The sequence below is a fragment of the Geotalea uraniireducens Rf4 genome, from assembly GCF_000016745.1.
GTDB classification, from domain to species: Bacteria; Desulfobacterota; Desulfuromonadia; order Geobacterales; family Geobacteraceae; genus Geotalea; species Geotalea uraniireducens.
Map to the genome: position 1 here is coordinate 4,729,826 of NC_009483.1, position 24,946 is coordinate 4,754,771.

A 24,946-nucleotide genomic window follows, 5' to 3' on the forward strand; every position below is an offset into this window, starting at 1 on the left:
GCTTCAAAATCCCTGTGAAGGCAACCATCCCAACGGCAGCATGCCGCATTACCTTGCACATCAGGGCTCTGCTCCCGGCATGCATTCCGCCTCAGCCACCATGTCCAGCCGTGAGTCAGGAGTAATCTCTTCCCATTCGGTCTTGCCCGTCAAATTGAATTCGGCGATCCGGTTCCCCTTGCTGTCAAAGTGGATAATCTGCTGGAGCCGGCTCTGCCGGGTGGCGCAGTTCATGCCGTACTGATAGAGGGTATAAGCAAGGTCCTGATATGTCTTGACATTGGAAAGCCCCTCCAGCATATCCGCTTTCCCCGCCTTTCCGTAAACCACCTTTGTCCATACGGTAAAGGTATCTTCAGGAGATACGGAAAGCGCCGCCTTGTTATAGAAAAACTCGGAATGCTCCGGTTCCGAGTGGAGGAGCACCCAAGTTGCCTCTTCCTTCTTCGGCGCCTTATCATCTGCGATGGCGCCACCTGTCGCCCAGAGCAAGACAAACACCCATATCAGCAATAAAGGCAGGTAAAATCTGGTCTTCATGAAATCCTCCGGTAAATGATTTGATAATAAGCAGGTTATTCGGCCCGCTTGAATTTAAACGACGCAGAGTTCATACAGTAGCGCAAGCCGGTCGGCTTGGGGCCGTCGTCGAAGACATGACCGAGATGGGCGTCGCACCGGGCGCAGAGCACGTCGGTCCGGCGTGTGAAAAAGGAATTGTCCGCCTCGGTCCTGATGTTTTCCTTGGCGATGGGCTGCCAAAAGCTGGGCCAACCGGTCCCCGACTCGTATTTTGCATCCGAGCTGAACAGGTCCAGGCCGCAGCAGACGCACTGGTAAATCCCTTTTTCATGATTGTTCCAGTATTCGTTGGCAAAGGGCTTCTCTGTCCCCTTTTTTCTGGTCACCCTGAACTGTTCTGCCGTCAAGAGTTTACGCCATTCTTCATCGGTTTTCACAACCTTTTGCGTCATGATGAATCCTTTCCGCTCCGCCGAATAGACCTTAAGTTGCAACGGCTGCGCCGCAGAAGTAACAGATAGCCGCAGTGGGCCGCATATGGCCGTCAGCAGTAAAAGGAATGCCGGCATTGCATAACGGTATGTCATGGTCATGGCCCTTCTTAAGCCCAGCATTGAGACTACTTTGTACTAAGTATTTTACTCTGTAGTTCCTGTTTATCAACCCGAGCGGTTCACAACAAGTACACATCGCAATGATTGGCGAGACAATATCGACGGCAAGGAAGGAATCGGGAAAGATTTAATTAATGGTTGGATACAATTTAGTTTCCATCCGGAAACTCCGGATGAGAAACTAGTGTTTCCGTTTCGGAAAGTGGGGATTTTTTGTTCTGGCAAGGAAATCAAGGGATTGCACGGAGGCGTACATCGGTACGCCGCACAAGCAAGCCCGCAGGTTGACACCGCCAGGGCGAAAAAGCACCCTTTCCGGACGGAAACAATTTAAGGTTGGATCTCGATGGGGGTGCCGACTGGAACCATCTGCCAGATTTCATCCATCTGGGCGTTGGTGACGGCAATGCACCCCTTTGTCCAGTTGATGAGGGTGTGCAGCTCGCCCACCCTCTCCAGCCCTTTGGGCAGACCGTGGATCATGATATCACCACCGGGCGAGACGCCGTACTTTTGCGCATTTTCGAGGTCCGACCTGTTTGGGTAGGAGACATGGATGGAGCGGTAAAATTTGCTGTTGGAGTTCCGTCGGTCAAGGATGTAGGTCCCTTCCGGGGTTTTCTTATCCCCCTTCTGCGCTTTCGCTCCGACAGGCTCTTTACCAAGGGCAATTTCATAGGACTTTACGACTGTACCCTCTTTTAACAGCTTCATGACCCGTTCGCTTTTTATAACCACCACCTTGTCAGCTCGGGTTATTGATGCCTGCACCTGTTCAGCCGGTTGAGAACCGACGAGAAATATGCCGACAATAAGCGAAAGCACTTTTTTTTGTCTTTTAACCACCGATGGCATTCCTTTTCCGCAATGGAAATTGCAGCCGATACCGGCGCTAAGCGGAGTTGCACAATGAATGATGTTCATTCGATAATTCAATGGTTTAGAAGTGCATATTACATGCCTGCGCCATAATTTTCTACCCTTTTTATATAAATTCATTCGCGAGAATTGAATTTTATGAAGACAACAGTACACTTGTAATGATTAACAAACATCAATCTAACGGAGGTATCGGAAATGCGAAAAGCTCGATTATGCGTAATAGGTCTGCTTCTTCTGTCCTCATTCGGCTGCGCCACTGAAGAGTATGTGCGGCAGCAGGTAGATCCTCTGGCAGACAGGATAGGAAAGCTCGAGTCAAAGGTGACGGGTATTGAGTCAAGGCTGACTGCTCTTGAGCAAAAAGGGGCTACAGGCTCTGCTGAACTGGAAGCGGCAAAGAAAGAAACGGCCGAAGCTAAAAACCTCGCCGAACAAGCTGCGAAAACAGCTCAGAACGCTGCCGACAAAGCAAACGAAGCTGCAAACAAGGCTGAAGAAGCTGCCAATAAGGCGGAACAGGCCGCCCAGAAGGCTGTGAAAGCCTTTGAACTGGAGCAAAAGAAATAACATCGGACGTTTCCATCAAAGGGGGCCGCCGGCATCTTGCCGCCGGCCCTTTTTTTATCTGCTGATATCGACCGGAACCCCCTTTTTCTCCATAATCGCCCGCAGCAGTTTTTTTGTGCTGATCCGATCTTGAAGGATATTCTCATTCAACAGGGTGACGGCCGCCTCGATATTCTCTGCTGAGGAAGAGCGGTCGTCGTGCACCTCCGCAAACACCCTCCCATTTCGCTCCCCCACCTTCACCGGCTCCATCACTATGGTTACCGGTGTGCCCACAGCCACCAGCCGGTATAGCCGCGGAATGTCCTCGGGATAAAGTCTTATGCAGCCGTGGCTGACGCGTCTCCCCACACCCCACGGCTTGTTGGTGCCGTGGATGAGGATCGTTCTTTCCGAAAGCCGCATGGCGTGGGTGCCAAGCGGGTTGTCCGGGCCCGGTGGAACCACGTCCGGCAGTTCGGGTTTCTCCATTTTTACCGACTGAGGCACATACCAACTGGGATTTTCTATCTTCTGTATCACCCGGAATGTCCCGACCGGCGTATCCTTCCCTTCATCGCCTATGCCGATCGGGAAAGAGGCAATAAGCCGCGCCCCCTTGAAGCTGAAGGAATAATAAAGCCTCATTTCCGAAAGATTGATGACTATGCCGCCCCACTTCAGCGACGCCGGAACGATCCATTCCGTAGGGATAGTTACGGAAATGCCGGCGCCTGGTGCAAACGGATCAATGCCGGGATTTGCCGCGACCAGCTCCTGATAACCGAGGTCAAATCTCCTCGCAACCTCGACAAGGGATTCGCCGGCCCTGGTTCTGTAGCTTTTCCTGATGCCGATTACCGTCGCATCGCCAGAGTAAACCTCAGCCAGGGCAGCGCATGATAAAATAAGCAGAAAGGCGGAAGCGGCCAAGTATTGCAAAGCGAATCGCATAAGCACCCCGATAAAACGCAAACACCGGCAGGCAAGATGGAGTTTTCCATTGCCCGGTTTCTCCCATCTGTGCCATAGTTTCTCATCCGGGGGGGCCGGATGGAAACTATCAAGAAAAACTTAACAGAAAGAAGGAGCAGGTCAATGATCCAAATTACCGATCCCCGCATAGAAGGATACCTGATGAAGCTGCAGCCGGAGGATGACGCGCAGATACTCGCCATGGAGGAAAAGGCAAGAGAGATGAAGTTCCCGATCATCGACCGGCTGGTGGGGAGGTTCCTCCATCTCCTGACCCGGCTGAAACAACCGAAGCTGGTGGTGGAACTCGGCTCCGGCTTCGGCTATTCGGCCTTGTGGTTTGCCCGCGCCCTTGGCGAGGGGGCAAAGGTAGTGCTGACCGAGTATGCGGAGAAAAACATCGCTTACGCCCGGCAAATGTTTGAAGAAGAAGGTCTGGCGGACAAGGCCGAGTTCCGGGTCGGCAATGCCCTGGAAATCGGTCAGGAATATGACAATATAGACATCCTCTTTATTGACATCGACAAATACCAGTATCCGGCTGCACTTGAAGCCATGCTCCCCCGACTCGCCCAAAACGCCCTGGTGATTGCGGACAACACCCTCTGGTACGGCAGGGTGGTAGAAGAGAACAGCAACAAGGACAGCGAGGCGGTCAAACGCTTCAACGAGCTCATGTTCAGCCGCAGCGATTTCTTCACCACCATCGTGCCGTTACGGGACGGAGTGCTGCTCAGCTACAGGATATAGGAAAAGCAAATAACCGGCCACGCCCGTTCCTTTCACTTTCTTGGCATTGAAGTTCAAATAATTGACCCTTCCTACCACAGACACCGTATTTCCCCTGCAATTTAAAGAGGTTGCAAATTTCTACCACATGGCACGGCAGTTGCTGTGTTGAGGTATTGAAATAGTAGTTTCTCATCCGGGGTTTCCGGATGAGAAACTATTTTGCGACGTGCGCTGCGGGCATGCCAATAAAATATTTCTGCTAAAGATTGCGTGCATGATGCCGAAAAATACTCTAGCTGTACATTATGCGAAAAAGGGTGCGCTATGATCAGATTAACCCGGCTCGACGGAAGTGAATTGTTCATTAATCCAGACCTCATAGAGACCATAGAAGAGACCCCTGATACCCATATCGCTCTTCTTAACGGTAACCGCTACCTGGTTCTGGAACCGACCAGAATTATCATCGACAGGATCGTGGCCTTCAAGGCAAAAATCCAGCGTCGTTGCCTCTCCGGCATAGAGAAGAAGTATCTTCGCAAGCAGAGCGGAGATAATTACCGGCCGGTTTGCATACTCTGATAACCGCTACGTATCACCATGGGACTATGACAGTATGGATATAGCAACAATAATCGGGTTGGTATTGGGTTTCGGCGCCGTTATCGGCGGCCAGGTACTTGAGGGTGGCCATGTAAGTGCCATCTTGCAGCCGACTGCTGCTCTCATCGTACTTGGGGGGACATTCGGCGCAACATTTGTCAGCTTTCCACTGAAGAACATTCTCCAGGCGTTGAAGGATTCGAGAAAAGTCCTTTTCCCCCCGAAAGAGGACCCGGAAGGGGTCATCAAAAACATAATCAACTATGCGGCCAAGGCGCGGCGTAACGGTCTTATTTCATTGGAGCAGGAAGCCCAGACCGTTAAGGACTCTTTCACGAAAAAGGGGATATCGCTCGTTGTAGACGGTATAGATCCGCAAAAACTGCGTGAAACCATGGAAATCGAGCTTGCTTCCTTTGAAGAGCATGCCAAGGCGAGCGCCGAAGTCTTCGAGGCCGCGGGCGGCTTTGCACCGACCATCGGCATCATCGGCGCGGTGCTCGGGCTGATCCACGTCATGAACAATTTGTCCGACTCGTCAAAACTGGGGGCGGGGATAGCAGTTGCCTTTGTTGCCACCATATACGGCCTGATGACCGCGAACATCATCTGCATTCCCATCAGCACCAAGCTGAAGCTGAGACTGAAAGAAGCGATATTGCAAAAAGAAATGGTCATTGAAGGATTGATAGCCATCCAGAACGGAGAGAACCCCCACTTCATCGAGCAGAAACTCAGGGCGTATATGCCTGACGATGGTGAGGGCGCCAAAAAGGGCAAGTAGATGGCAAGGAAAAAAAAAGCTGAAAAAGAACCGAACCTGGAACGCTGGCTGGTTTCTTATGCCGACTTCATAACCCTTTTGTTTGCCGTCTTTGTCACCCTTTATGCCATGTCGCAGACCGACAAGAAAAAGGCGGAAGAGGTGGTAGAGTCCTTACGGGAATCATTCGGTTACAGCAAGTCTTCTCCGGTGACGAAACCGAAGATCATCGATTCGGGCAACATCAACATAATCCCGAACATGCGGCAACAGACGCTGCCGCCGAAACAGGCACAATACGGCAAAACAAGGAGCCACGCCGAGGAAAAGGATTTCAAGGCAATAAAGGCGGCCATTGAAGCGTATCTGTTGAAGAACGACGCGCAGAACAAGGTCAGTGTCGAGATAACCCGGCGGGGACTCGTGGTCAGTCTTAAGGAGGTGGGTTTTTTTGATTCCGGAAGCGCCACGGTGCAGCAGAATTCCTACGGACTCCTTGCGCACGTGGCAGAGTCTGTTTCCAATTATACAAATCCGATCAGGGTTGAAGGACACACCGACAATGTCCCGATCAGCTCGCACACATTTCCTTCAAACTGGGAACTCTCCACGGCCAGGGCGACAAATCTCGTGCAGTATCTGATAAGATATTATGAATTTCAGCCGGACAAGATTTCGGCAACCGGCTTTGGCGAGCATAGACCGATTGCGGACAACAGCACTGCGGAAGGTCGGGGTAAGAACCGACGGGTCGATATAGTTCTGTTGTCAACGGAGAGTGAGCGGGGAGAGCCTTAGAGGTTAGAGGCAGTCGGCAGTCGGCAGTCGGCAGTCGGCAGTCGGCAGTCGGCAGTCGGTGGTCGGTGGTCGGCAGTCGGTGGTCGGTGGTCGGTGGTCGGTGGTCGGTGGTCGGTGGTCGGTGGTCGGTGGTCGGTGGTCGGTGGTCGGTGGTCGGTGGTCGGTGGTCGGTGGTTAAAAGGGCCTGTCAATAGTTTTGTGTAAATGGTTTTGGTTCCCTGTTTTTAATAGCTTGGCATTCTGTCTTCAAAAAGAATGGAAAAGCGGTTCATGGCAGCTTTCCAGTCTCTGATCGGCAGGGTCCATTTCTTCGCGATGTTTCTCAGCGCCAGGTATAGTAACTTGAACATTGCCTCATCATTGGGAAACGAGCCCCGGTTTTTGGTCACCTTTCTGAGTGACATATTCAGTGATTCAATGGCATTGGTTGTGTAAATAACCTTTCGTATATCAGCTGGATAGGCAAAAAATGGTATAACTTGCGCCCAGTTCCGGCGCCAGGACTGGCTGATCGTCGGGTGTGTTTTGTCCCATTTTGCCTCAAATGCTGTCAGTTCCATTTCGGCCTGCTCAGCGGTCGCTGACTGGTAGATAACCTTCAAATCTGTCGCAACTTCTTTGCGTTGTTTCCACGAAACGAACTTCAAGGAATTGCGTACCATATGGACGATGCAAAGTTGGACTTGAGTGTTGGGATAAACTATTTCTATGGCCTCAGGGAACCCCTTCAGGCCGTCAACGCAGGCAATGAAGATGTCTTGGACACCACGGTTCTTAAGTTCGGTCACAACCTGCAACCAGAACTTGGCTCCTTCGTTTTCGGAGACCCACATTCCCAGAACTTCCTTGGCACCGTCTATGTTGATGCCGATGGCCAGATAGACAGCCTTGTTCACAACATGGCCATTGCCTCTGGCTTTGACCCTGATGGCATCCATGTAAACGATGGGATAAAGCGCATCCAACGGGCGGTTCTGCCAAGCTTTGACCTCTTCAGCTACTGCTTCAGTCACTATTGAAATCAGAGCGGGGGATACTTCAACACCGTAGATTTCCTCCAAGTGTCCCTGGATCTCACGAGTGGTAAGCCCGCGGGAGTACAGGGAGATAATCTTATCATCGAACTCGGCGAACCGGGTTTGGCCTTTGGGAATGATGACTGGTTCAAAGCTGCTATCCCGGTCACGAGGGACCTCAATCGGCATGGTGCCAAAATCGCCTTTGATGGTCTTTGCCGACGAGCCATTGCGTGCATTGCCACCTTTGGCGGAAACGGAAGCATGCTTCTCGTGGCCGAGGTGCAGTGTCATTTCAGCCTGGAGCGCCCGCTGAAGAACAGCCTTGGTCAACTGCTTCAGCAGCCCGTTTTCCCCTAGAATCTCTTCGGGGGTCTTATAATGTTTGAGTAGATCGTCGATTACGTCGGTGTTAATAGTCATGTGATCTCCTTAGGGTAACTTGGTGTACCCCCTAATGACCATTTACACAAACCTTTTTACACCCTCGGTTAAAATCTTTTTCCTTTTTCCTTTTTCCTTTTTCCTTTTTCCTTTTTCCTTTCTCCTTTCTCCTTTCTCCTTTCTCCTTTCTCCTTTCTCCTTTCTCCTTTCTCCTTTCTCCTTTCTCCTTTCTCCTTTCTCCTTTCTCCTTTCTCCTTTCTCCTTTCTCCTTTCACGGTTTCAAATGATTCTTTCCTGGCTTAGCTGCAAAAGCCGTCGTTGCTCGCTGAAAATATAGGATATGATGGTTTCCCGCTCCTTCTCGTTGATACGATGGAACCGCATGGCCGCCATGTACTGGGTCCCCTTTTCCCACCGCAGCTTGATCTCATTGCAACGCAGAACCTCTGCAACCACACGGATGACCCGCGATGGATCGAGAGGTAGAAAAAGATCGATATTCAGCAGAGTCCCCGCCTCCAGCAATTCCGACACCTTGAAACGGATGCCGCCGCCGCTCAGATTTATCTGCATCGGCAGTAGCTCCTCTTTGCCATCCCAGTTGACCACTTTAAATCCATCGCCGCTCGGCTCCATCTGTGGAGTGGGAAGAAACATGAGCCTCTCCCTGGCAGCTGCCCATTGCGCCTCGACAGCGGGAAGGTGTTGATCCGAGGGGATCTCGTATGCAACCGGCACAAAGAGATCGAGCCGGAAATAATCTCTCCGTTGCTCTTCTACTATTTCGCCAAAAAGTCTCGTGCAAAGGTGCTTGCTATCCCCTGTGATTTCCAGCGTGCCGCCGCAGCGATAATGAGCCCAGCCGGTCCAAAACGTGATATTCACCTCGACTCCGGCTTCCATTTCCGTATCCGCCGGTACTCCTGTGCCGATAAGTTCCATCGAAAGAAGGTTGTTCTCTATTGCGGTTACAACAGCATTGCTTTCGAGAAATTTTTTATTTTTCAGACGGAGAATAACATTGACCTGTTGGTCCGGGGAAAACTGATTCGAGTATAGTGGGTTCTCAGCCATGTCCTAACACCCTCAATAAATTGATATAGCGCACTATTTCCAAAGGCGCCATCGATTGAAACGGAATAGAAATTCCAGCACAACCTAAGTAAACGTATGCAATATATTTGCCACAACTTGATCTGCGCCAAATCAATGCCTCACGATGAAGGAACCGCCGCGTTTACGTTCAGCATTACACGATAAATTTGAACATGGAACGTTATAACCCTTCACAAATAACTTCCTCTTGACTTGCCTTGTTCAATATTTTGACCCATCTTTATTCAGCATCGGATTTATCCCGTCATTACAGCAAGTTACAACTTGGCACAGCAGTTGCTGTCTTGGGTATATGCCGGATTCCAGCCAACGATTTTCACATGTTACGGCGGATACAGACCGGCAGATGAGACAGCACTTACACCAAGGATGACAGCGCCATGAACCTATCCAACAAAAAGATCCTGATCACCGGCGCCGACGGATTCATAGGCTCCCACCTCACCGAGGAACTGGTCCGGCGCGACTGCGCGGTCCGCCCCTTCGTATTGTATAACTCGTTCAACTCCTGGGGGTGGCTCGACCACATGGAGCCAGAAATCCTCAAATCACTCGACATCTTTTCCGGCGACATCCGAGACCCCCATGGCGTCCGCCAGGCGATGAAAGGGTGCGATGTGGTGCTTCACCTTGCCGCACTCATTGCCATCCCTTACTCGTATCATTCTCCCGACACTTACGTGGACACCAATGTCAAGGGGACTCTCAACATCGTCCAGGCCGCACGGGAGTTGGAGGTGGAGAAGGTAGTCCATACCTCCACCAGCGAGGTCTACGGGACTGCCCGATTCGTTCCCATCACGGAAGAGCACCCCCTTCAGGGGCAGTCCCCCTATTCGGCCAGCAAAATCGGAGCGGACCAAATAGCCATGTCCTTCCACACCTCCTTCGACACACCGGTGGCCGTCATCCGCCCCTTCAACACCTACGGGCCGAGGCAGTCGGCGCGGGCGGTCATCCCCACCATCATCACCCAACTGGCCAACGGCTGCCGCACCCTCAAGCTCGGCGCGCTGCATCCGACGAGGGACTTCAATTACGTGGCCGACACGGTGCGCGGCTTCATCGCTGCGGCGGAGGGGGATCGGGCCGTGGGGGAAGTGATCAACATCGGCAGCAATTACGAGATATCCATCGGCGAAACCGCCCGCATGATCGCGGAGATCATGGGGATGGAGCTGGAGACCGAGACCGACCGGGTACGGCTTCGCCCGGACAAGAGCGAGGTGGAGCGCCTCTGGGCCGACAACGCCAAGGCGAAAGAGCTCCTTGGATGGGAACCGCTTTACGCAGGGAAGGAGGGGTTGCGGCGGGGGCTCGAAGAAACCATGAGGTGGTTCAAAAACCCGGAAAACCTGAAAGCCTACAAGGCGGGGATATACAATATATGACCGGCTTCGACGCAGAAGCGATACTCCGGGCGCTTAGAAGCGCTCTCCCCGCAGATAAAGGGCGCATAGGCCTCCATGAGCCATGCTTCGCCGGAAACGAGTGGACCTATGTCAAGGATTGCCTCGACACCGGATGGGTATCATCGGTAGGGAGCTACGTCGATCGTTTCGAACGGGAGCTCGCCGAATTCACGGGGGCAAAGCGTGCGGTCGCCGTGGTCAACGGCACCGCGGCCCTCCATGTCTCTCTGCTCCTTGCCGGCGTACGACCCGGCGACGAGGTGATCATCCCCTCCCTCACCTTCGTGGCAACCGCCAATGCCGTCGCATACTGCGGTGCCGTCCCCCACTTCGCCGACAGCGATGAGGCAACCCTCGGCCTCGATCCGGATAAACTTGCCGAACATCTGTCGGCAATCGCCGAGATCAGGGGGGGCGACTGCGTCAACCGGCGCACCGGCCGTCCCATCCGGGCGGTCGTCCCCATGCACACCTTCGGCCACCCCGTCGATCTGGACCCACTCGTGGAGCTCTGCAACCGCTGGAACCTTGTCCTCGTCGAGGACGCTGCCGAGTCGCTCGGCTCCCTCTACAAAGGCCGCCACACTGGAACGTTCAGCCGGCTGGCTGCCTTGAGCTTCAACGGCAACAAGGTGTTGACCACCGGCGGCGGCGGCGCCATCCTCACCAATGACGACGGGCTGGGGAAAATGGCCAAACATCTGACCACCACCGCGAAGGTCCCCCACCGCTGGGAATTTTTCCACGACGCAACCGGCTACAACTACCGCCTCCCGAACATCAACGCCGCTCTCGGCTGCGCCCAGCTGGAGCAGCTCCCCCGTTTCCTGAAACAAAAAAGGGACCTTGCCGCCCGCTACCGGGAAGCCTTCCGGGAAGTACAGGGGGTACGTTTCATTTGCGAGCCGTCTTTTGCCGCCAGTAACTACTGGCTCAACGCGCTCCTCCTTGACCCTCCCTTTGTGAGCGCGCGCGACGACATCCTGGAAATGACCGACAAAAACGGCATCATGACCCGCCCCGCATGGACCCCCATGCACCGCCTCCCCATGTACCGCAACTGTCCCCACATGGATCTCTCCGGCGCGGAAGACCTCGGGCTGCGTCTGATCAACATCCCGAGCAGCGCGGCTCTTGGGGGTGGCCATGACTAGACGGCGCATCTGCGTGGTCACCGGCACCAGGGCGGATTACGGTCTTCTTTACCGGCTCATGAAGGAGATCGAGGGCGACCCCGATCTGCAGTTACAGGTCGTTGCGACGGGGATGCACCTTTCCCCGGAGTTCGGCCTCACGTACCGGGACATCGAAACGGACGGCTTCACCATCCATGAACGGGTAGAGATGCTCCTCTCCAGCGACACCCCGGTCGGTATTGCAAAATCCATCGGTCTTGGGGTCATCGGCTTTGCAGACGCCTTCGAGCGGCTCAGACCGGAGATCATCGTGCTGCTCGGCGATCGTTTCGAGATGCTGGCCGCGGCCCAGGCAGCGCTCGTGGGCCGCATTCCGGTCGCCCACATCGCGGGCGGCGACACCACCGAAGGGGCCTTCGACGAGGCGATCCGCCACAGCATCACGAAGATGTCCCATTGCCATTTCGTCACAAACGAAGCGGCACTGCACCGTGTCCGTCAGCTGGGGGAAAACCCCGATGCCGTTCACCTGGTGGGGAGCCCCGGCATCGATCAGATCAGGCGTCTTACGCTTCTGTCCCGCCATGAGCTGGAGCGCGACCTCGGCCTCGCCTTCAGGAAAAGGAACCTCCTGGTGACGTTCCATCCGGCAACCCTTGACGAGGTCTCTGCTTCAGAGCAGATGCAAGCCCTCTTTGACGCCCTTGACAGGCTCGGTCCCGAGGTGGGGATCATCCTCACCAAGCCCAACGCCGACACGGGCGGACGCAGGCTTTCCGACATGATCGACGTGTATGTTTCCGAACGGGATCAGGCAAAGGCCTTCACCTCCCTCGGCCAGCTCCGCTACCTGAGCCTCATCCCGCAGGTGGACGCGGTGGTGGGGAACTCCTCAAGCGGGCTCTACGAGGCGCCGTCATTCAAGAAGCCGACGGTCAACATCGGCGACCGCCAGAAGGGACGGCTCCAGGCATCCTCGGTCATAAATTGCGCCCCGGTTGCAGACGATATTCTGCAAGCAGTTCGGGCAGCCTTCGGGCTCGACTGCTCGACGGCCGTCAACCCTTACGGGGACGGGAACGCATCTTCGCGCATCGCGGCGATCCTCAAGGGACTTCCGGAGCCGCGCCGACTCATCAAAAAGCACTTTTTCGATCTGAACGGGTAACCCGATGGGAACACAAAGAAAACATACCTACATAATTGCCGAGGCCGGCGTGAACCACAACGGTTCGCTGAAGATGGCCAAGGAACTTGTGGAAGCCGCCGCAAACGCAGGCGCGGACGCTGTCAAATTCCAGACATTCAAGGCGGAGAAGCTCGTCAGCCGCAACGCCCCCAAGGCTGGCTACCAGACGATGACGACGGACGCCGCCGAGTCCCAGTTCGACATGATCAGGAAGCTTGAGCTCGACGAGGAGGCGCACCGCGTACTCATCGAGCATTGCCATGTAAAGGGGATACAGTTTCTCTCCACCCCGTTCGACTTCGACAGTCTGGAGATGCTGGCGCGGACCTTCGACCTCCCCCGCCTGAAGCTCCCGTCGGGGGAGATCACCAACGCCCCGCTGCTTTTGCGGGCGGCGCGCACAGGCAAACCGGTCATCCTCTCCACCGGCATGAGCACCCTGGGCGAGGTGGAGGCAGCCCTCGGCGTCCTTGCTTTCGGCTACGCTGCCCGGAAAGATGCGGCGCCTTCGCCCGCAGCTTTCCGGGAGGCTTACGGTTCCGCCGCAGGGCAGGAAGCGTTGGAGCGGAACATGGTGCTCCTCCACTGCACCACCGAATACCCGGCCCCCTTTGACGAGGTGAACCTGCGCGCCATGGACACGCTGCAAGACGCCTTCGGACTGCCGGTCGGCTTTTCCGACCACACCACCGGCGTTGCCGTTCCCATCGCCGCCGCGGCCCGGGGAGCAATGGTGATCGAAAAGCATTTCACACTTGGACGCGACCTGCCGGGGCCGGACCACAAGGCATCGCTGGAGCCGGGCGAGCTGACCGAGATGGTTAAGGCCATACGTCAGGTGGAGCTGGCCCTGGGCAGCCGTCTCAAGGCGCCGACCATGTCCGAGTCGAAGAACATGTCCGTCGCGCGCAAGAGCCTCGTAGCGGCGGAACCGATCCGCACGGGGGACTTTTTCACCGGGAAAAACGTGGCCGTGAAGCGTCCGGGCAACGGCATGTCCCCCTTTCTCTATTGGGACGTCCTCGGCAAGAGGGCGTCAATGAATTTTGAACGCGATGAGGTGATACTCCCATGAGCCTGCCGGTCGTGATACTGGGCGCCGGCGGCCACGCACGGGTGCTTCTGGAGGCCCTGCGCTCGGCGTCCCGCCAGGTGGCGGGAATCGTCGATGCCGATCCGGCAAGGATCGGAGAAACCGTCATGGGGGTACTGGTCATCGGCACGGACGAAAAGGTTTTTGACTTTCGGACCAACGAGATTGAGCTCGTGAACGGCATCGGTTCGGTGGCCTCGACGGCAAAAAGGGTGGAACTCTTCGCGGCGTTCAAGGCCCACGGCTACCGGTTTGCCACTGTCGTGCACCCCTCGGCGGTCATTGCTTCGGACGCGGAACTGGCGGAAGGGGCACAGATCATGGCAGGGGCCGTCATCCAGGCGGGAGCGAGCATCGGCATGAATTCCATCGTCAACACACGCGCCGCCGTCGATCACGACTGCCGCATCGGCGCAGGCGTCCACATCGCGCCGGGAGTCACCCTTTCCGGGGACGTCCGGGTGGACGACGACGTACACATCGGCACCGGTGCAACAGTGATCCAGGGAGTACATATTTCCGGAAAAAGCGTCGTCGGCGCAGGGTCGGTCGTCCTGCGCGACGTTCCAGGAGGGGTCACGGTCTACGGGGTCCCCGCACGTGAGGCACGAAAATGAATAATTGGGAAAGCATCCTCGTATCGCCTGAAACGCCGATCATCGAAGCGATTCGTATCATCGACGACAGCACGCTCCAGATAGCGCTGGTGGTCGATGAAAACCACAAGCTGATAGGTACGCTCACCGATGGCGACGTCCGACGGGCCATCCTCAAGGGGCTCCAGCTCGACAACCCTGTCCGGCAGGTGATGAACACCAACCCCATTGCAGCCGACCTTAACGACAGCCGCGAGAGCATTCTCGCCATCATGCGGGCGACCAAAATCCGGCAGATTCCCATCGTTGACGGACAGGGGATCGTCGCCGGACTGGAACTTTTCAACAACCTGATCCAGCCCTGCGAACGGGAAAACATCGTCGTCCTCATGGCCGGAGGTCTTGGCAGCCGGCTCCGCCCCCTGACCAACGACTGCCCCAAGCCGCTCCTCAAGGTCGGCAGCAAGCCGATCCTTGAAACGATCATGGAAAGCTTCGTCGAGCACGGTTTCCGTCGCTTTTACATTGCCGTCAATTACCGGGCGGAAATGATCAAGCACCATTTCCAGGACGGCTCACGGTGGGGGGTGAAAATCGACTACCTCCACGAGGAGAAGCAGCTCGGCACCGCCGGCCCCCTGGGCCTCCTGCCGGAAACTCCGACGCAGCCGGTGCTGGTCATGAACGGAGACCTCCTGACCAGGGTTAACTTCCAGCAGCTTCTCGACTTCCATAACGAACACCGGGTGCTGGCCACCATGTGCGTGCGGGAGTATGATCACCACATCCCCTATGGCGTCGTGCAACTCAACAAGCACCGCCTCATGAACATCGAGGAAAAACCGGTGCAGCGGTTCTTCGTCAATGCAGGCATCTACGTTCTCAGTCCGAAAGCCCTGGAACTGATTCCCCGCAACCATTACCTGGACATGCCCAACGTCTTCAGGGAGCTCATCAACAGGAAAGAGGAAACCGCCGTCTTCCCCATCCATGAATACTGGCTCGACATCGGCCGCATGGACGACTTCGAGAGGGCCGACATCGAATATCCAAAGGTGTTCAATGGTAAATGACAAAAAGATCCTTGCCGTAATTCCCGCCAGGGGGGGCTCCAAGGGGGTGCCGCGGAAAAACATCCGTCCCCTTGCGGGGAAGGCGCTCCTCGCCTGGAGTATCGAAGCGGCCAGAGGGTCGCGGTATATCGACCGGCTCATCATCTCTTCCGATGATGCGGAGATCATCGAGGTCGCCCGGGAAGCCGGATGCGAAGCACCCTTCGTCAGGCCTGCGGAGCTCGCCCGGGACGACACTCCGGGGATCGAGCCGGTCATCCACGCCCTGAAGATGCTCCCCGGTTACGACTACGTGGTTCTCCTGCAGCCGACCTCGCCGTTTCGCACCGCCGACGACATCGACCGCTGCATCGAGATGTGCGCCGAAAGCGGAGCTCCCTCCTGCGTTTCGGTCACGCAACCCGACAAGAACCCTTTCTGGATGTACGCCCTTGACGAAGAAACGAGAATGACCCCCCTGCTCCCCCCCCCTGAAGGGTTTTCCCGGCGCCAGGACCTGCCGAAGGTCTATGCCTTGAACGGGGCCGTCTATGTGGCGGAAACAAACTGGCTGTTTGAAAACAGGACGTTCCTAACCGCGGATACGCTAGGCTGCATCATGAGCAGGGAACATGCCGTCGACATCGATACGGAACAGGATCTCGCCTTCTGCGAGTTCCTGGTGGGCACCAAGGCTTAAAGTAACCAATGACTGGAGACACGCCATGCGCATTCTGCTTGTAGTTTACGACAACGATTCATACATCCACTGGTTTCCCCAGGGGCTGGCCTATATCGCGAGCGTGCTCAGGAACGAAGGGCACGAGGTCGCCATCTACAACCAGGACCTGCACCACTATCCCGACGAACACCTGACCGCCTTTCTTGACGCCAACCCGTACGACATGGTGGGTTTCAGCTTCATCTCCGGCTACTACCAGTACAAGAAGGCCCTCGCCGTTTCAGCAGCGATCAACCGGGCGAAACGACGCCCCCTCTACGTCATCGGAGGGCACGGCCCCTCTCCCGAGCCGGAATTCTTCATGAAAAAGACCGGCGCGGACGTCACCGTCATCGGCGAAGGCGAAGAGACCATCGTCGAGCTTTTGCGCGCCGTCGGCAACCATGCCCCATTTGCCGGCATCAAGGGGATCGCCTACCGGGACGGGGACCGGATCGCGATCAACGAGCGCCGCCCGCTGATCGCGGATATCGACACCATCCCCTTCCCGGCCTACGACCTCTTCCCCATCGAATATTACCGGCTCCTGCGGATGCCCCACGCCGGCAACGCCGACTTCGTCATGCCGGTCCTCTCCGGCAGAGGATGCCCCTTTACCTGCAACTTCTGCTACCGGCTGGACGAAGGGTTCCGCCCGCGGAGCAACGCGAGCATCATCGAAGAGATCAGGATGCTGAAACGCAACTACGGCATCACCTACATCGCCTTTTCCGACGAGCTCCTCATGTCGTCCGAAGCCAGGGTGACGGCGCTCTGCGAGGATTTCATCCGTGAAAACCTGGATATAAAGTGGGACTGCAACGGCCGGCTCAACTACGCCAAACCCGAGCTTTTGGCCCTGATGAAGCGTGCCGGCTGCGTATTCATCAACTACGGCATCGAGGCCTTCGACGACGTTATTCTGAAAAACATGAACAAGGCCCTCACCACAAGCCAGATCGTCCGGGGAATCGAGGCGACCCTCGCAGTGGGCATCAGTCCCGGTTTCAACATCATCTTCGGCAATATCGGCGAGTCCAGGGAATCGCTGCGGAAAGGGGTCGACTTCCTGCTGAAGTACGACGACGGCGCTCAGATGAGGACCATCCGCCCCGTCACCCCCTACCCCGGCGCGCCGCTCTACTACCACGCTATCGAGAAGGGGCTCGTCGGGGACTGCGAGGATTTCTACGCCAACAAGCACCTGAACTCGGACCTCCTCGCCGTCAATTTCACGGAGCTCTCCGACGAGGAATTCCACGCGGCCCTTTTCGAGGCCAACTCGGTCCTTCTCGACAACTACTTCACCAGGAAGCGGACCTCAACCATCGAACAGGCAAGAACGCTCTACATGGAGAGGGACAGCTCGTTCAGGGGTTTCAGACAGAGTTGAATTCACAGACACGAGGCAGCTATGAACCACCTTGAAGAGACTATCGAACCTTTCCTCACCAATTCCTTCGGCGACCGCTATCTTTACTCTGTCAACCGGAACGCCTTCAACGATCTTGGTTCGGAGACCCTTTACGAAAACACCTATGGGGAAAAGCTTTTCGCGGAATATAAGCTCAACATCGTCCTGGGAACAGATTCAGGGTTACTGATAAAGCACGTCCTTGAGAAAGGGATCCCGGCAGGTTCCCGCTACATTTTCGTCGAACTGGATGGCGTCGTGGCCGCATTGCGGGCGGAAGGGTGCCTTGACGACCTCCCCTCCACAATAGCAATCGTGTCGCCGGAAGAGTGGCTAAGCCGCGCTACGGAATTCAACCTTGAAAATTACCTCTACCTCAATGCGCTCCTCTTTCACGAATCGGTCGGCGCCGCCGACGCCCACCGCACGGAGTATCTGGAATGGGCCTGGAACATAAACCTCAAGCTGCAGGAACTGTTTTACCATGTATGGGTTTCGCTGGGTGATTCCGTTTTCACCTTCAGGCAGTTCGAGAATCTCGCCGAAAACCGGCTCCATTTCTCCGAATATTTCCTGGACGCCTTTGAGGGGAAAACCGCCATCATCCTTGCCGGCGGCCCGTCCCTCAAGGAGGCGCTGCCTTGGGTCAAGGCTAACCGCGACCGGCTCGTCATCATTGCGGTCTCGCGTGTCTGCCGTCAACTTATCGAGGCGGGAGTAGCCCCTCACATCATCATCTCAGTTGACCCCCATAAGGTCAGCTTCGACGTAAGTAAAGAGATGTTCCATTTCGCAGACGAGGCCGTGTTTCTGAACTTCTTCCACGTCACGCCGCTTCTGCTCGGACAGTGGCAAGGCAGGCATCTGTTCGCTGGCCCCTTCCTTCCGTGGGAGTCCGCGTTAAACAAGGACAACCTTGCCTACACCGGCCCGACAGTAGGAAACACCTCGATTTCCATGGCGATCCACATGGGGTTTTCGACCATCATCCTGGCTGGGGTTGATCTTTGCCATTCGCGGGAAGGACATACCCACGCCGAGGGAAGCAATGAAAGCAAGATCGGCCCCAAGCTTGGGCACGTAAGCGAAAAAGTCGAGACCTACGGCGGCTGGCAGGCGGAAACCATCCAAGCCTTCCAGATTGCCATCCCGATGATGTCCCATGCGGCGGCAACCGCATCCGAAAAAGGGTGCAAGCTCTATAACTGTGCCCTCGGGGCGGCCAAGGTATCAGGGGTAGAATATCGTGCCATTGAAGAGTTTCAGCTCCCCCCCTTGGAGCAACCCATCGGCGACACCATACAGGCGCTCATTCCGAAAGAAACTTCCAAGGCCAGGCTTTGGCACTACCGACGGATAAAAAAGGAGATCGAGACCGCCCGGCGCAAGTTTCAGGAGATCCTTAGCCTGGTGGAGGAAGCTATCGACTGCTGCGACGGTCTCTTCGGCCGCAATGGGAAGAAGGCTGATTTCCGCCACAAAATCAGGATGGACAAGATAGAGCGGAAGCTCGACAACAGCTACCGTAAGTATTCGTACATGGTCAAGGTATTTGGCATCAAGGGGCTCGTGGAGATTGCCAAGGCCCCTGAGCTCGCAGACGACTGGACCGACGAACAGATAGAGAGCACGACGCGCAATTATTACGAGACTTACGAGGTAAGCACAAAATACCTGATAGGCATCATGGACAGCATGTTGCAAAGGATCGATTCCCGGATTGAAGAGGAAGTGCCTCATCCTGACTTTGCGCGTCTTTTCCAGCAATGGGAGAAAGACGGCCAGCCTGGCAGGGTGCTGGGCTGGAAGCGCCACCACCCCGACTGGCTGAATCTCATGACCGAAAGCGAACGGGACCAAGCAGATCAATTGGAAGTGAGCTTCGAGAAGATTCTGGCTGAAGAACAAACCTCCCAGTTGGCATCCATCCAGAAAACCCACGACATCTCATCGGTTCTTAGAAAAGCACGGCTGCTCTTCAGGCGCGGCGAAGAAGCTGAATTGGAGATTCTGGCAAAGGGGTTGGCAACTCACCAGGAGGGGGAAAAGGCGTCCGGCTACCTTGATCTTGTACAGGGGTTCATTGCGGAACTTCAGGGAAAGCTCGACGTGGCCCTGGAACATTACCATCATTTGGTTGTCGACCTGCCCCATGCAGCCACGGAGGACGCCCTAAAGCAGATCGCTACCCTTTCCATCTCCGCAAAGGATATCGACAATGCCGTTCTCGCTGTGGAATGTCTGGTAGGCCTGTCCCCTGCGTACCTTCCAGCCTACGCAGACCTGCTCAAAGCTATCGGCAGGTACGAAGAGTCCTTCGATGCTTACAACCGCTACTTGGCGCTGGCCCCTGATGATGTCAGCGTAATGATGAAACTAGGGATCTTCTGCAAGGAGGCGGGGCTTGGCGAGACCGCCGTGGAACTTTTCCAGAGGGTCCTGGTCAATAATCCTGACATCAGCGCGGCCAAAACCTTTCTTGCCGAATTAAACCTCGCCGGGCACTGCACCAGCATGATGAACTGATTATACCGCCCGGACCGGCTCCGGTTGGAGCTCTCCGGCTGAGTGAGCAAGGCCGCAAGAGCATTAGTCATTGGTCCTCTGTCGTCACATGTAGCGACAGAGGACCGAAGTACCTCGTCGTCACACACCTAGTCTTCCCCCCGATTTCCCTACAAACACAAATAGGCATGTCACACAAGAGGCATCAAGGCATCTTTATCGGCGCGACCGCAACTGGCGCTGCACCTGAAGGGGCGAGCGCTGCTGGTCTTACTGAGATAGGGGATGGTTCCAGCAAAGGATCATGTTGCGAGACGGCAGCAAGCCCAAGACATCCTGGCTGGAATCGATGTCAGGCATGCCGCCGTGTGGACAGGTAAGGTAAAAAATCTACTGATGGGGTCAAACGAGGGTAATTGAGAATCTCTTGGAGCTGAAGGGCCTACGCGATGTCGTTCCAGTTCTGTCGTGATCCCCGTCCGCTACTCTCATAGCTGACAATAGCCGTTTTCCCACGCGCACCGGCTGCTATTTCACTCTGAAGATGGGCTAGCCGTTCCCCGGCCAAAGCGATGGACAGCGAGTCAAGTTCCAGAATCCTATTTGTTGCGGTCTCCTTGAAAGTCCTGAATTCGTCCAGCCGGGAATCCCTGATAGTCTCCATCCCCGCGTCTTTCAAATATTTGACAAGGCAGGTGTCAATGTCGAAGAGTTCTTCAATGTTTCCTTGGCGTCGGGCTATTGCGCCCTCAAAGGCTTCTGGTCCCCAGATGTCCACATTTCGCAGGAGGTCCTCAGCCTCGGCCAGCAGGAGCTGATACTGCTCTTTCCACCTGCTGATCAAAGTCTCAATAGCTTCGCGCCCCATGGAATTACCCTGCTGCCAGCAAATAGGTATCTGCTTGCCCTGCGGCTCTTTCTTTCCTCGCTTGCAGGATGGCATCATTCCAGCCGTCCTTCAGGATGGTAAGCACATTTATGGCGTTCTCCAGAGAGGCAGCCGAATTGTTCAGATTGGCCTCGGTGAACTCGCTGATCAAATACATGTATAACCGCTCAAGGTTGATGGCGATCTCGCCTCCCACGTCGTGGTTCAGCGTGTTCATAAGTTCGGTGACGATCGCCAGTGCCTTGCCGATGTATTTCCCTTTTCCAGCGATGTCATTATTTCTCATCCGATCGGCGGCTATCCTGGTAAAATTGATGGCCCCTTCGTACAACATGATGAGAATTTTTTCGGGACTCGCCGAACCTACTTGCATGGTCTGATACTGGGTGTAGGGGTTAGCCATCGTTCCCTCCTGTTGTTAACCTGAGCAGTCGAAGAGGGCTGCTTGCACGCCAAACCGGCAGTGCAAGCAGCGCCCCTTCTACTGGTTTAATTGTTGTTTAATGACGCGTTGAGGCTGTTGATGAGCATGGTCCCCTGGCTTTGCAAGTTACTGACCATCAACTCCATGGCACTGAACTGACGCTGCAGATTGCTCTGCATCTGTAAAACCCGGTCCTCCATACGGCTGATCTGCTTGTCGATGTCGGCGTTGGTTTTGGCCAACCCCTTCTTTCTCACCTCAAGGCTCCCGTTGCCCGTTACGCCGTCGGCAATGTACGGGTGCACCATGGTGTCCAGCACCAGGTTAAACTGCTGTGCAATGCCATACTGGTTGGCCGGCAAAGTGGCCATTGAGGATCCGTTATGGGTGAAATAATCCACGACATCGGTGTAATTGTCATCCAATGCCTTGGAAAGCTTCGTTGCATCAACCGACAGGAGTCCCGTCTTCGAATCGGAGTTGATCCCGAGAGCCGCAAGGCTCGTTATGGAGCCGGTTGCCCCGGATACCGTGGCAGTCAACAACGACCGGAGCTGCCCCTGGATGGTCCGCAGCGTGGAGTCGCCGGAGAGCACCCCGGCGCTCTTAGTGTCCGTGTTATAAGCCGATTCCGCATTCACCAGCGTTATCGCCCTGTTATAACCCGCGACAAAATCGTTGATCTTTTTGGTGACAGCTTCGGTGTCGTTTGCCACCGTCACGGTAGTAGTCGCCCCTTCTTTCAGCAGCTTCAGAGTGACACCCTGTATGGCGTCGGTCACCGTGTTGGAAGTCTTGGTCATAGTGACGCCGTCCACAACAAGCTGCGTGTCGGTGCCGGCCTGATAGGTGGGGTCTCCCACGCCGAGGAGCGTGGGGGTCAGCGCACCGGTTCCCCCGACGGGAGGAGTCGCCAAGCCGCTGAAGTCAAGTGTATAGTTCTTGGTATCCTTGCCGGTAACGACCAGCCGGTAATTCGTGCCGTCGTTTATGATCGAAGCAGAGACGTTGGCACCTGATGAATTGATGGCCGAAGCAATTCCTTGCAGTGAGTTTTGTCCCTCAGTGATGTTGACTGTGGTGGTTGTGGTGCCGTCGGAAACTGTGAAATTCCCGGTGCTGAAGGTAAGCGAGGTGTCACTTGCCACTCCCGTGGAGACCTGCCGCTGGCTCTTGGCGAGGGAAACCACCTGAACGGTGTGGGTGCCGGGGGTGGCAGAACTGGTCGCGGTGGCCGTGGTAACGGAGCTGTCGGCCACGGTCGACTGCAACACACTGAAGTTCGTTACCGTGTTGAGCCCCTTGACAATGGACTGCAGGCTCGTGAGGGCATCTCCGATGCTCTGGTAGCGACTGATCTTGCTGCTGTTCTTCTGTTGCTGAGCCTGCAGGAGCTGCTGTGGAATGCGCTCCAGGCTCATCAGCTGGGTGATAATCTTCGCGGTGTCAAGCCCTGTCGCCAGGCCACCAAATGATATAGATGACATAATGCGTTACCCCCTATCCATCTTTAGCAATTAGGGTGCCAGTTTAGATTGCAATGAGATCATCATGCGAGTTAAGCACTCAGAGCGCCAAGAAGGAAGTCATGCTACTACCTAATATATCGACAACATCATGGATAACTTGAGCCGTTTCGCAAAAAAGGGGAGAGGCTTTAAGCCTCTCCCCGCATTACTTAACCGCGAAGCTGCCGGTTATCTCAACAGCGAGAGTGCGGCCTGCGGTGCCTGGTTGGCTTGGGCCAGGATGGCGGTGCCTGCCTGGACCAGGATGTTCGCCCTAGTCATGTTTGCGGTCTCAGCGGCGACGTCTGCATCTGCGATACGGGACTGTGCGGCCGAGGTGTTCTCCGATGCAACCTGGAGGTTGTTGATGGTCGACTGGAGACGGTTCTGGATGGCGCCGAGGCTTGCGCGCTGTTTCGATACCGAGTTGATCGCCTTGTCGATGACGGCAAGCTCGGCCTGTGCTTTAACACCACCGCTGGCGCCCCCGATGGAGGTAAGAGCCAGACCGCCTGCGCCCGCGCTCATGATCGCAAGCTTGATCCCAATCCTGTCATAAGCCTTGCTGCCGGTACCGACCTGGATGGCGACAGATTTGGCGGACTGCAGAAGCTTGGTGCCGTTGAAGTCCGTCGCGTTGGCGATACGGGTGATCTCCGACTTCAGCTGGAGGTACTCACCGTTGACGTACGAACGCTGGGTAGCGGTGAGGGTGTTGGTAGCCGCCTGAGTGGTGAGCTCACGCATACGGCCAAGGACGTTGCTGACCTCGTTGAGGGCGCCCTCAGCGACCTGCACCAGCGACACGCCGTCGTTGGCGTTGCGGACTGCCTGGTTCATCGAGCGGATCTGAGCTTTCATCCCCTCGGAGATGGCCAGGCCGGCTGCGTCGTCAGCGGCGCTGTTGATACGAAGGCCTGAAGACAGTCTCTGCAGGGACTTGTTGAGGGAGACCTGGGTGATGCTCAGGTTACGCTGTGCGTTAAGGGATGCGATGTTGGTGTTTACTGTAAGTGCCATGGTTTTATTCCTCCGTGAGTTTGTTTTCGGGTTTCCTTACCCTGTGATTGACTGTTCAGCCAGGATCGTGACATGTTGCCGCTTGGCCCTGCCGCGGCTTGACGGCCTCCTTCCTTCCATTATTCCGGACTCCCTTCCGGTTAATCCTGACCGTTAGTTCATTTATCGGAGGCGCCGGCAGAAACTTTAGAAAAAAATGTCAAAAAATATTTATCTGACGTAAAAAGCCTCCCGGTAAGTGCTGGGAGGCTTCACAGATGCTTCTTCACACAGAGATCATGTCATCCGGCCGGCGGGACGCTTTTCTCCGGCTGCCTTTCCAGGCGCTGCAGGCCGGACTGTTTTTTCTCAGAGGTTTCGAAAAACGGGTGACGGGTCGTGTACTTTTCCCCTTCGATAACGATCTGCCTGGCAATGAGCCGCTCCGGGTTGAGGACGATCGGACCCCGGAGGTTCACCGTGATGTCTCCGGGCTCAGGGGCCATGGTGACGACCAGGAGAAAGATCGCCTCCGATCGCTCGCTGAGTTCCAGCGCCCTGCACTCTTCCGCAGTGAGGGCAAACGTGTAGCCGGGAGCGCAGTTCTTGGCGTCGGCAACGACAAATGCCAGGTCAGGGTTGTCCACGGCCTGTAGCCAGCAAAACGGCCCGAGGTTCTCCGGCGTGAGGAGAATGAAACGTTTTTCGACAAAGCCGAGCATACCCTCGGGCATGTGAATGACCTTGCCTTCTTCAATATCCAGTTCACCGAAACGTGTGGTGGTCACTTTCACGACGCTCACTCCTTATCGCCACTGCCGAGCAAACTCACGGCATTTTCAAGGTCGGTCAGATTCCAGTCGGCGGCATGCCTGTTTTCCTCCTGCACCTGCAGATAGATCTCTTCCCGGTAGATGCGCATGTCCTGGGGTGCCTCTATGCCGAGGCGCACCTGGTTGCCCTTCACCTCCACCACCATGATCCGTATCTGATCGCCGATGGTAACGGCTTCCCCGATTTTTCTGGTCAGAACCAGCATAGTCGCGCCCTCCTTGGC

The 24,946-nt window shown here is 55.7% G+C and carries 27 protein-coding genes; 14 read left to right on the forward strand and 13 right to left on the reverse strand.

Annotated features, from left to right (window positions below; all coding sequences use genetic code 11):
• Positions 1 to 60: 60 nt before the first annotated feature.
• The 3 genes from GURA_RS20710 to GURA_RS20720 form a co-directional block, all read right to left on the reverse strand.
• Positions 61 to 540, reverse strand: coding sequence for a surface-adhesin E family protein (locus GURA_RS20710; RefSeq protein ID WP_011940852.1), 480 nt, complete (start codon positions 538 to 540; stop codon positions 61 to 63).
• 35 nt (positions 541 to 575) lie between these two features.
• On the reverse strand, positions 576 to 1,109 hold the full coding sequence (gene msrB, locus GURA_RS20715; protein WP_011940853.1) for a peptide-methionine (R)-S-oxide reductase MsrB: 534 nt from the start codon (positions 1,107 to 1,109) through the stop codon (positions 576 to 578).
• 357 nt (positions 1,110 to 1,466) lie between these two features.
• Positions 1,467 to 1,982, reverse strand: a complete 516-nt coding sequence (locus tag GURA_RS20720; RefSeq protein ID WP_011940854.1) for a L,D-transpeptidase family protein — start codon at positions 1,980 to 1,982, stop codon at positions 1,467 to 1,469.
• Between the two features lie 231 nt (positions 1,983 to 2,213).
• Here GURA_RS20720 and GURA_RS20725 point away from each other — a divergent pair, with 231 nt between their 5' ends.
• The gene (locus tag GURA_RS20725; protein WP_011940855.1) at positions 2,214 to 2,585 is read left to right on the forward strand and encodes a hypothetical protein; all 372 of its coding nucleotides are present in this window, start codon (positions 2,214 to 2,216) and stop codon (positions 2,583 to 2,585) included.
• 54 nt (positions 2,586 to 2,639) lie between these two features.
• Here the strand turns inward: GURA_RS20725 and GURA_RS20730 are convergent, their stop codons facing one another.
• Entirely contained in the window at positions 2,640 to 3,518 is an 879-nt protein-coding gene (locus GURA_RS20730) for a L,D-transpeptidase family protein (protein WP_011940856.1), read from the reverse strand.
• A gap of 144 nt (positions 3,519 to 3,662) precedes the next feature.
• Here GURA_RS20730 and GURA_RS20735 point away from each other — a divergent pair, with 144 nt between their 5' ends.
• From GURA_RS20735 to GURA_RS20750, 4 genes are all read left to right on the forward strand, one after another.
• A complete protein-coding gene (locus GURA_RS20735) occupies positions 3,663 to 4,289 on the forward strand; it encodes an O-methyltransferase (protein ID WP_041245594.1) in 627 nt (208 codons plus the stop codon).
• A 306-nt stretch (positions 4,290 to 4,595) separates the two neighbouring features.
• Positions 4,596 to 4,853, forward strand: coding sequence for a flagellar FlbD family protein (locus GURA_RS20740; protein WP_011940858.1), 258 nt, complete (start codon positions 4,596 to 4,598; stop codon positions 4,851 to 4,853).
• Between the two features lie 34 nt (positions 4,854 to 4,887).
• A complete protein-coding gene (locus tag GURA_RS20745) occupies positions 4,888 to 5,658 on the forward strand; it encodes a flagellar motor protein (RefSeq protein ID WP_011940859.1) in 771 nt (256 codons plus the stop codon).
• Positions 5,659 to 6,435, forward strand: a complete 777-nt coding sequence (locus tag GURA_RS20750; protein WP_011940860.1) for an OmpA/MotB family protein — start codon at positions 5,659 to 5,661, stop codon at positions 6,433 to 6,435.
• A gap of 224 nt (positions 6,436 to 6,659) precedes the next feature.
• Here GURA_RS20750 and GURA_RS20755 read toward each other — a convergent pair whose 3' ends face one another.
• From GURA_RS20755 to GURA_RS20760, 3 genes are all read right to left on the reverse strand, one after another.
• Complete coding sequence (locus tag GURA_RS20755) at positions 6,660 to 7,874, reverse strand: IS256 family transposase (RefSeq protein WP_011937053.1); 1,215 nt, start codon at positions 7,872 to 7,874, stop codon at positions 6,660 to 6,662.
• Positions 7,875 to 7,942: 68 nt separating this feature from the next.
• Positions 7,943 to 8,110, reverse strand: a complete 168-nt coding sequence (locus tag GURA_RS24475) for a hypothetical protein (protein ID WP_157046258.1) — start codon at positions 8,108 to 8,110, stop codon at positions 7,943 to 7,945.
• Between the two features lie 4 nt (positions 8,111 to 8,114).
• The gene (locus tag GURA_RS20760; protein ID WP_011940861.1) at positions 8,115 to 8,909 is read right to left on the reverse strand and encodes a PilZ-like domain-containing protein; all 795 of its coding nucleotides are present in this window, start codon (positions 8,907 to 8,909) and stop codon (positions 8,115 to 8,117) included.
• 422 nt (positions 8,910 to 9,331) lie between these two features.
• Between GURA_RS20760 and GURA_RS20765 the strand changes: the two genes are divergently transcribed.
• From GURA_RS20765 to GURA_RS20805, 9 genes are read left to right on the forward strand one after another with little or no spacing between them, the layout of a single operon-like run.
• Positions 9,332 to 10,342, forward strand: a complete 1,011-nt coding sequence (locus tag GURA_RS20765; RefSeq protein WP_011940862.1) for an NAD-dependent 4,6-dehydratase LegB — start codon at positions 9,332 to 9,334, stop codon at positions 10,340 to 10,342.
• Positions 10,339 to 11,517: a LegC family aminotransferase gene (locus GURA_RS20770; RefSeq protein ID WP_011940863.1), complete on the forward strand. Its 1,179-nt coding sequence runs from the start codon at positions 10,339 to 10,341 to the stop codon at positions 11,515 to 11,517. The genes GURA_RS20765 and GURA_RS20770 overlap by 4 nt, the downstream gene beginning before the upstream one ends.
• Positions 11,510 to 12,667 (forward strand): UDP-N-acetylglucosamine 2-epimerase, encoded by a 1,158-nt coding sequence (gene neuC, locus GURA_RS20775; RefSeq protein WP_011940864.1) that lies wholly within the window; start codon positions 11,510 to 11,512, stop codon positions 12,665 to 12,667. Before GURA_RS20770 ends, neuC begins: the two co-directional genes overlap by 8 nt.
• Before the next feature lie 4 nt (positions 12,668 to 12,671).
• A complete protein-coding gene (gene neuB, locus GURA_RS20780; RefSeq protein WP_011940865.1) occupies positions 12,672 to 13,763 on the forward strand; it encodes an N-acetylneuraminate synthase in 1,092 nt (363 codons plus the stop codon).
• Positions 13,760 to 14,398: an acetyltransferase gene (locus GURA_RS20785; protein WP_011940866.1), complete on the forward strand. Its 639-nt coding sequence runs from the start codon at positions 13,760 to 13,762 to the stop codon at positions 14,396 to 14,398. Before neuB ends, GURA_RS20785 begins: the two co-directional genes overlap by 4 nt.
• Positions 14,395 to 15,450 carry a nucleotidyltransferase family protein gene (locus GURA_RS20790; RefSeq protein ID WP_011940867.1) on the forward strand — a complete coding sequence of 352 codons (1,056 nt, stop codon included), beginning with the start codon at positions 14,395 to 14,397 and terminating at the stop codon, positions 15,448 to 15,450. The genes GURA_RS20785 and GURA_RS20790 overlap by 4 nt, the downstream gene beginning before the upstream one ends.
• On the forward strand, positions 15,440 to 16,129 hold the full coding sequence (locus GURA_RS20795) for an acylneuraminate cytidylyltransferase family protein (protein WP_011940868.1): 690 nt from the start codon (positions 15,440 to 15,442) through the stop codon (positions 16,127 to 16,129). The genes GURA_RS20790 and GURA_RS20795 overlap by 11 nt, the downstream gene beginning before the upstream one ends.
• A gap of 25 nt (positions 16,130 to 16,154) precedes the next feature.
• Positions 16,155 to 17,543: a B12-binding domain-containing radical SAM protein gene (locus GURA_RS20800; protein WP_011940869.1), complete on the forward strand. Its 1,389-nt coding sequence runs from the start codon at positions 16,155 to 16,157 to the stop codon at positions 17,541 to 17,543.
• A 21-nt stretch (positions 17,544 to 17,564) separates the two neighbouring features.
• Complete coding sequence (locus GURA_RS20805) at positions 17,565 to 20,090, forward strand: 6-hydroxymethylpterin diphosphokinase MptE-like protein (protein WP_011940870.1); 2,526 nt, start codon at positions 17,565 to 17,567, stop codon at positions 20,088 to 20,090.
• Between the two features lie 421 nt (positions 20,091 to 20,511).
• Here GURA_RS20805 and GURA_RS20810 read toward each other — a convergent pair whose 3' ends face one another.
• The 6 genes from GURA_RS20810 to csrA all read right to left on the reverse strand — a co-directional run bounded on the left by GURA_RS20810 (position 20,512) and on the right by csrA (position 24,928).
• Positions 20,512 to 20,937 carry a hypothetical protein gene (locus GURA_RS20810; RefSeq protein WP_011940871.1) on the reverse strand — a complete coding sequence of 142 codons (426 nt, stop codon included), beginning with the start codon at positions 20,935 to 20,937 and terminating at the stop codon, positions 20,512 to 20,514.
• A 4-nt stretch (positions 20,938 to 20,941) separates the two neighbouring features.
• Complete coding sequence (gene fliS, locus GURA_RS20815) at positions 20,942 to 21,361, reverse strand: flagellar export chaperone FliS (protein ID WP_011940872.1); 420 nt, start codon at positions 21,359 to 21,361, stop codon at positions 20,942 to 20,944.
• 86 nt (positions 21,362 to 21,447) lie between these two features.
• A complete protein-coding gene (fliD, locus tag GURA_RS20820; protein ID WP_011940873.1) occupies positions 21,448 to 22,869 on the reverse strand; it encodes a flagellar filament capping protein FliD in 1,422 nt (473 codons plus the stop codon).
• Positions 22,870 to 23,079: 210 nt separating this feature from the next.
• Positions 23,080 to 23,910 (reverse strand): flagellin N-terminal helical domain-containing protein, encoded by an 831-nt coding sequence (locus GURA_RS20825; RefSeq protein ID WP_011940874.1) that lies wholly within the window; start codon positions 23,908 to 23,910, stop codon positions 23,080 to 23,082.
• A 281-nt stretch (positions 23,911 to 24,191) separates the two neighbouring features.
• Positions 24,192 to 24,683: a flagellar assembly protein FliW gene (locus GURA_RS20830; protein WP_011940875.1), complete on the reverse strand. Its 492-nt coding sequence runs from the start codon at positions 24,681 to 24,683 to the stop codon at positions 24,192 to 24,194.
• 5 nt (positions 24,684 to 24,688) lie between these two features.
• Positions 24,689 to 24,928, reverse strand: a complete 240-nt coding sequence (gene csrA / locus GURA_RS20835) for a carbon storage regulator CsrA (RefSeq protein ID WP_011940876.1) — start codon at positions 24,926 to 24,928, stop codon at positions 24,689 to 24,691.
• Positions 24,929 to 24,946: the final 18 nt, after the last annotated feature.

What these genes read in the sequence shown, in the direction of transcription:
- GURA_RS20710 (WP_011940852.1), bottom strand. Translation starts at nt 540, where the DNA reads ATGAAGACCAGATTTTACCTGCCTTTATTGCTGATATGGGTGTTTGTC.
- msrB (WP_011940853.1), bottom strand. Translation starts at nt 1,109, where the DNA reads ATGACATACCGTTATGCAATGCCGGCATTCCTTTTACTGCTGACGGCC.
- GURA_RS20725 (WP_011940855.1), top strand. Translation starts at nt 2,214, where the DNA reads ATGCGAAAAGCTCGATTATGCGTAATAGGTCTGCTTCTTCTGTCCTCA.
- GURA_RS20730 (WP_011940856.1), bottom strand. Translation starts at nt 3,518, where the DNA reads ATGCGATTCGCTTTGCAATACTTGGCCGCTTCCGCCTTTCTGCTTATT.
- GURA_RS20735 (WP_041245594.1), top strand. Translation starts at nt 3,663, where the DNA reads ATGATCCAAATTACCGATCCCCGCATAGAAGGATACCTGATGAAGCTG.
- GURA_RS20740 (WP_011940858.1), top strand. Translation starts at nt 4,596, where the DNA reads ATGATCAGATTAACCCGGCTCGACGGAAGTGAATTGTTCATTAATCCA.
- GURA_RS20745 (WP_011940859.1), top strand. Translation starts at nt 4,888, where the DNA reads ATGGATATAGCAACAATAATCGGGTTGGTATTGGGTTTCGGCGCCGTT.
- GURA_RS20750 (WP_011940860.1), top strand. Translation starts at nt 5,659, where the DNA reads ATGGCAAGGAAAAAAAAAGCTGAAAAAGAACCGAACCTGGAACGCTGG.
- GURA_RS20755 (WP_011937053.1), bottom strand. Translation starts at nt 7,874, where the DNA reads ATGACTATTAACACCGACGTAATCGACGATCTACTCAAACATTATAAG.
- GURA_RS20760 (WP_011940861.1), bottom strand. Translation starts at nt 8,909, where the DNA reads ATGGCTGAGAACCCACTATACTCGAATCAGTTTTCCCCGGACCAACAG.
- GURA_RS20765 (WP_011940862.1), top strand. Translation starts at nt 9,332, where the DNA reads ATGAACCTATCCAACAAAAAGATCCTGATCACCGGCGCCGACGGATTC.
- GURA_RS20770 (WP_011940863.1), top strand. Translation starts at nt 10,339, where the DNA reads ATGACCGGCTTCGACGCAGAAGCGATACTCCGGGCGCTTAGAAGCGCT.
- neuC (WP_011940864.1), top strand. Translation starts at nt 11,510, where the DNA reads ATGACTAGACGGCGCATCTGCGTGGTCACCGGCACCAGGGCGGATTAC.
- neuB (WP_011940865.1), top strand. Translation starts at nt 12,672, where the DNA reads ATGGGAACACAAAGAAAACATACCTACATAATTGCCGAGGCCGGCGTG.
- GURA_RS20785 (WP_011940866.1), top strand. Translation starts at nt 13,760, where the DNA reads ATGAGCCTGCCGGTCGTGATACTGGGCGCCGGCGGCCACGCACGGGTG.
- GURA_RS20790 (WP_011940867.1), top strand. Translation starts at nt 14,395, where the DNA reads ATGAATAATTGGGAAAGCATCCTCGTATCGCCTGAAACGCCGATCATC.
- GURA_RS20795 (WP_011940868.1), top strand. Translation starts at nt 15,440, where the DNA reads ATGGTAAATGACAAAAAGATCCTTGCCGTAATTCCCGCCAGGGGGGGC.
- GURA_RS20800 (WP_011940869.1), top strand. Translation starts at nt 16,155, where the DNA reads ATGCGCATTCTGCTTGTAGTTTACGACAACGATTCATACATCCACTGG.
- GURA_RS20805 (WP_011940870.1), top strand. Translation starts at nt 17,565, where the DNA reads ATGAACCACCTTGAAGAGACTATCGAACCTTTCCTCACCAATTCCTTC.
- GURA_RS20810 (WP_011940871.1), bottom strand. Translation starts at nt 20,937, where the DNA reads ATGGGGCGCGAAGCTATTGAGACTTTGATCAGCAGGTGGAAAGAGCAG.
- fliS (WP_011940872.1), bottom strand. Translation starts at nt 21,361, where the DNA reads ATGGCTAACCCCTACACCCAGTATCAGACCATGCAAGTAGGTTCGGCG.
- fliD (WP_011940873.1), bottom strand. Translation starts at nt 22,869, where the DNA reads ATGTCATCTATATCATTTGGTGGCCTGGCGACAGGGCTTGACACCGCG.
- GURA_RS20825 (WP_011940874.1), bottom strand. Translation starts at nt 23,910, where the DNA reads ATGGCACTTACAGTAAACACCAACATCGCATCCCTTAACGCACAGCGT.
- csrA (WP_011940876.1), bottom strand. Translation starts at nt 24,928, where the DNA reads ATGCTGGTTCTGACCAGAAAAATCGGGGAAGCCGTTACCATCGGCGAT.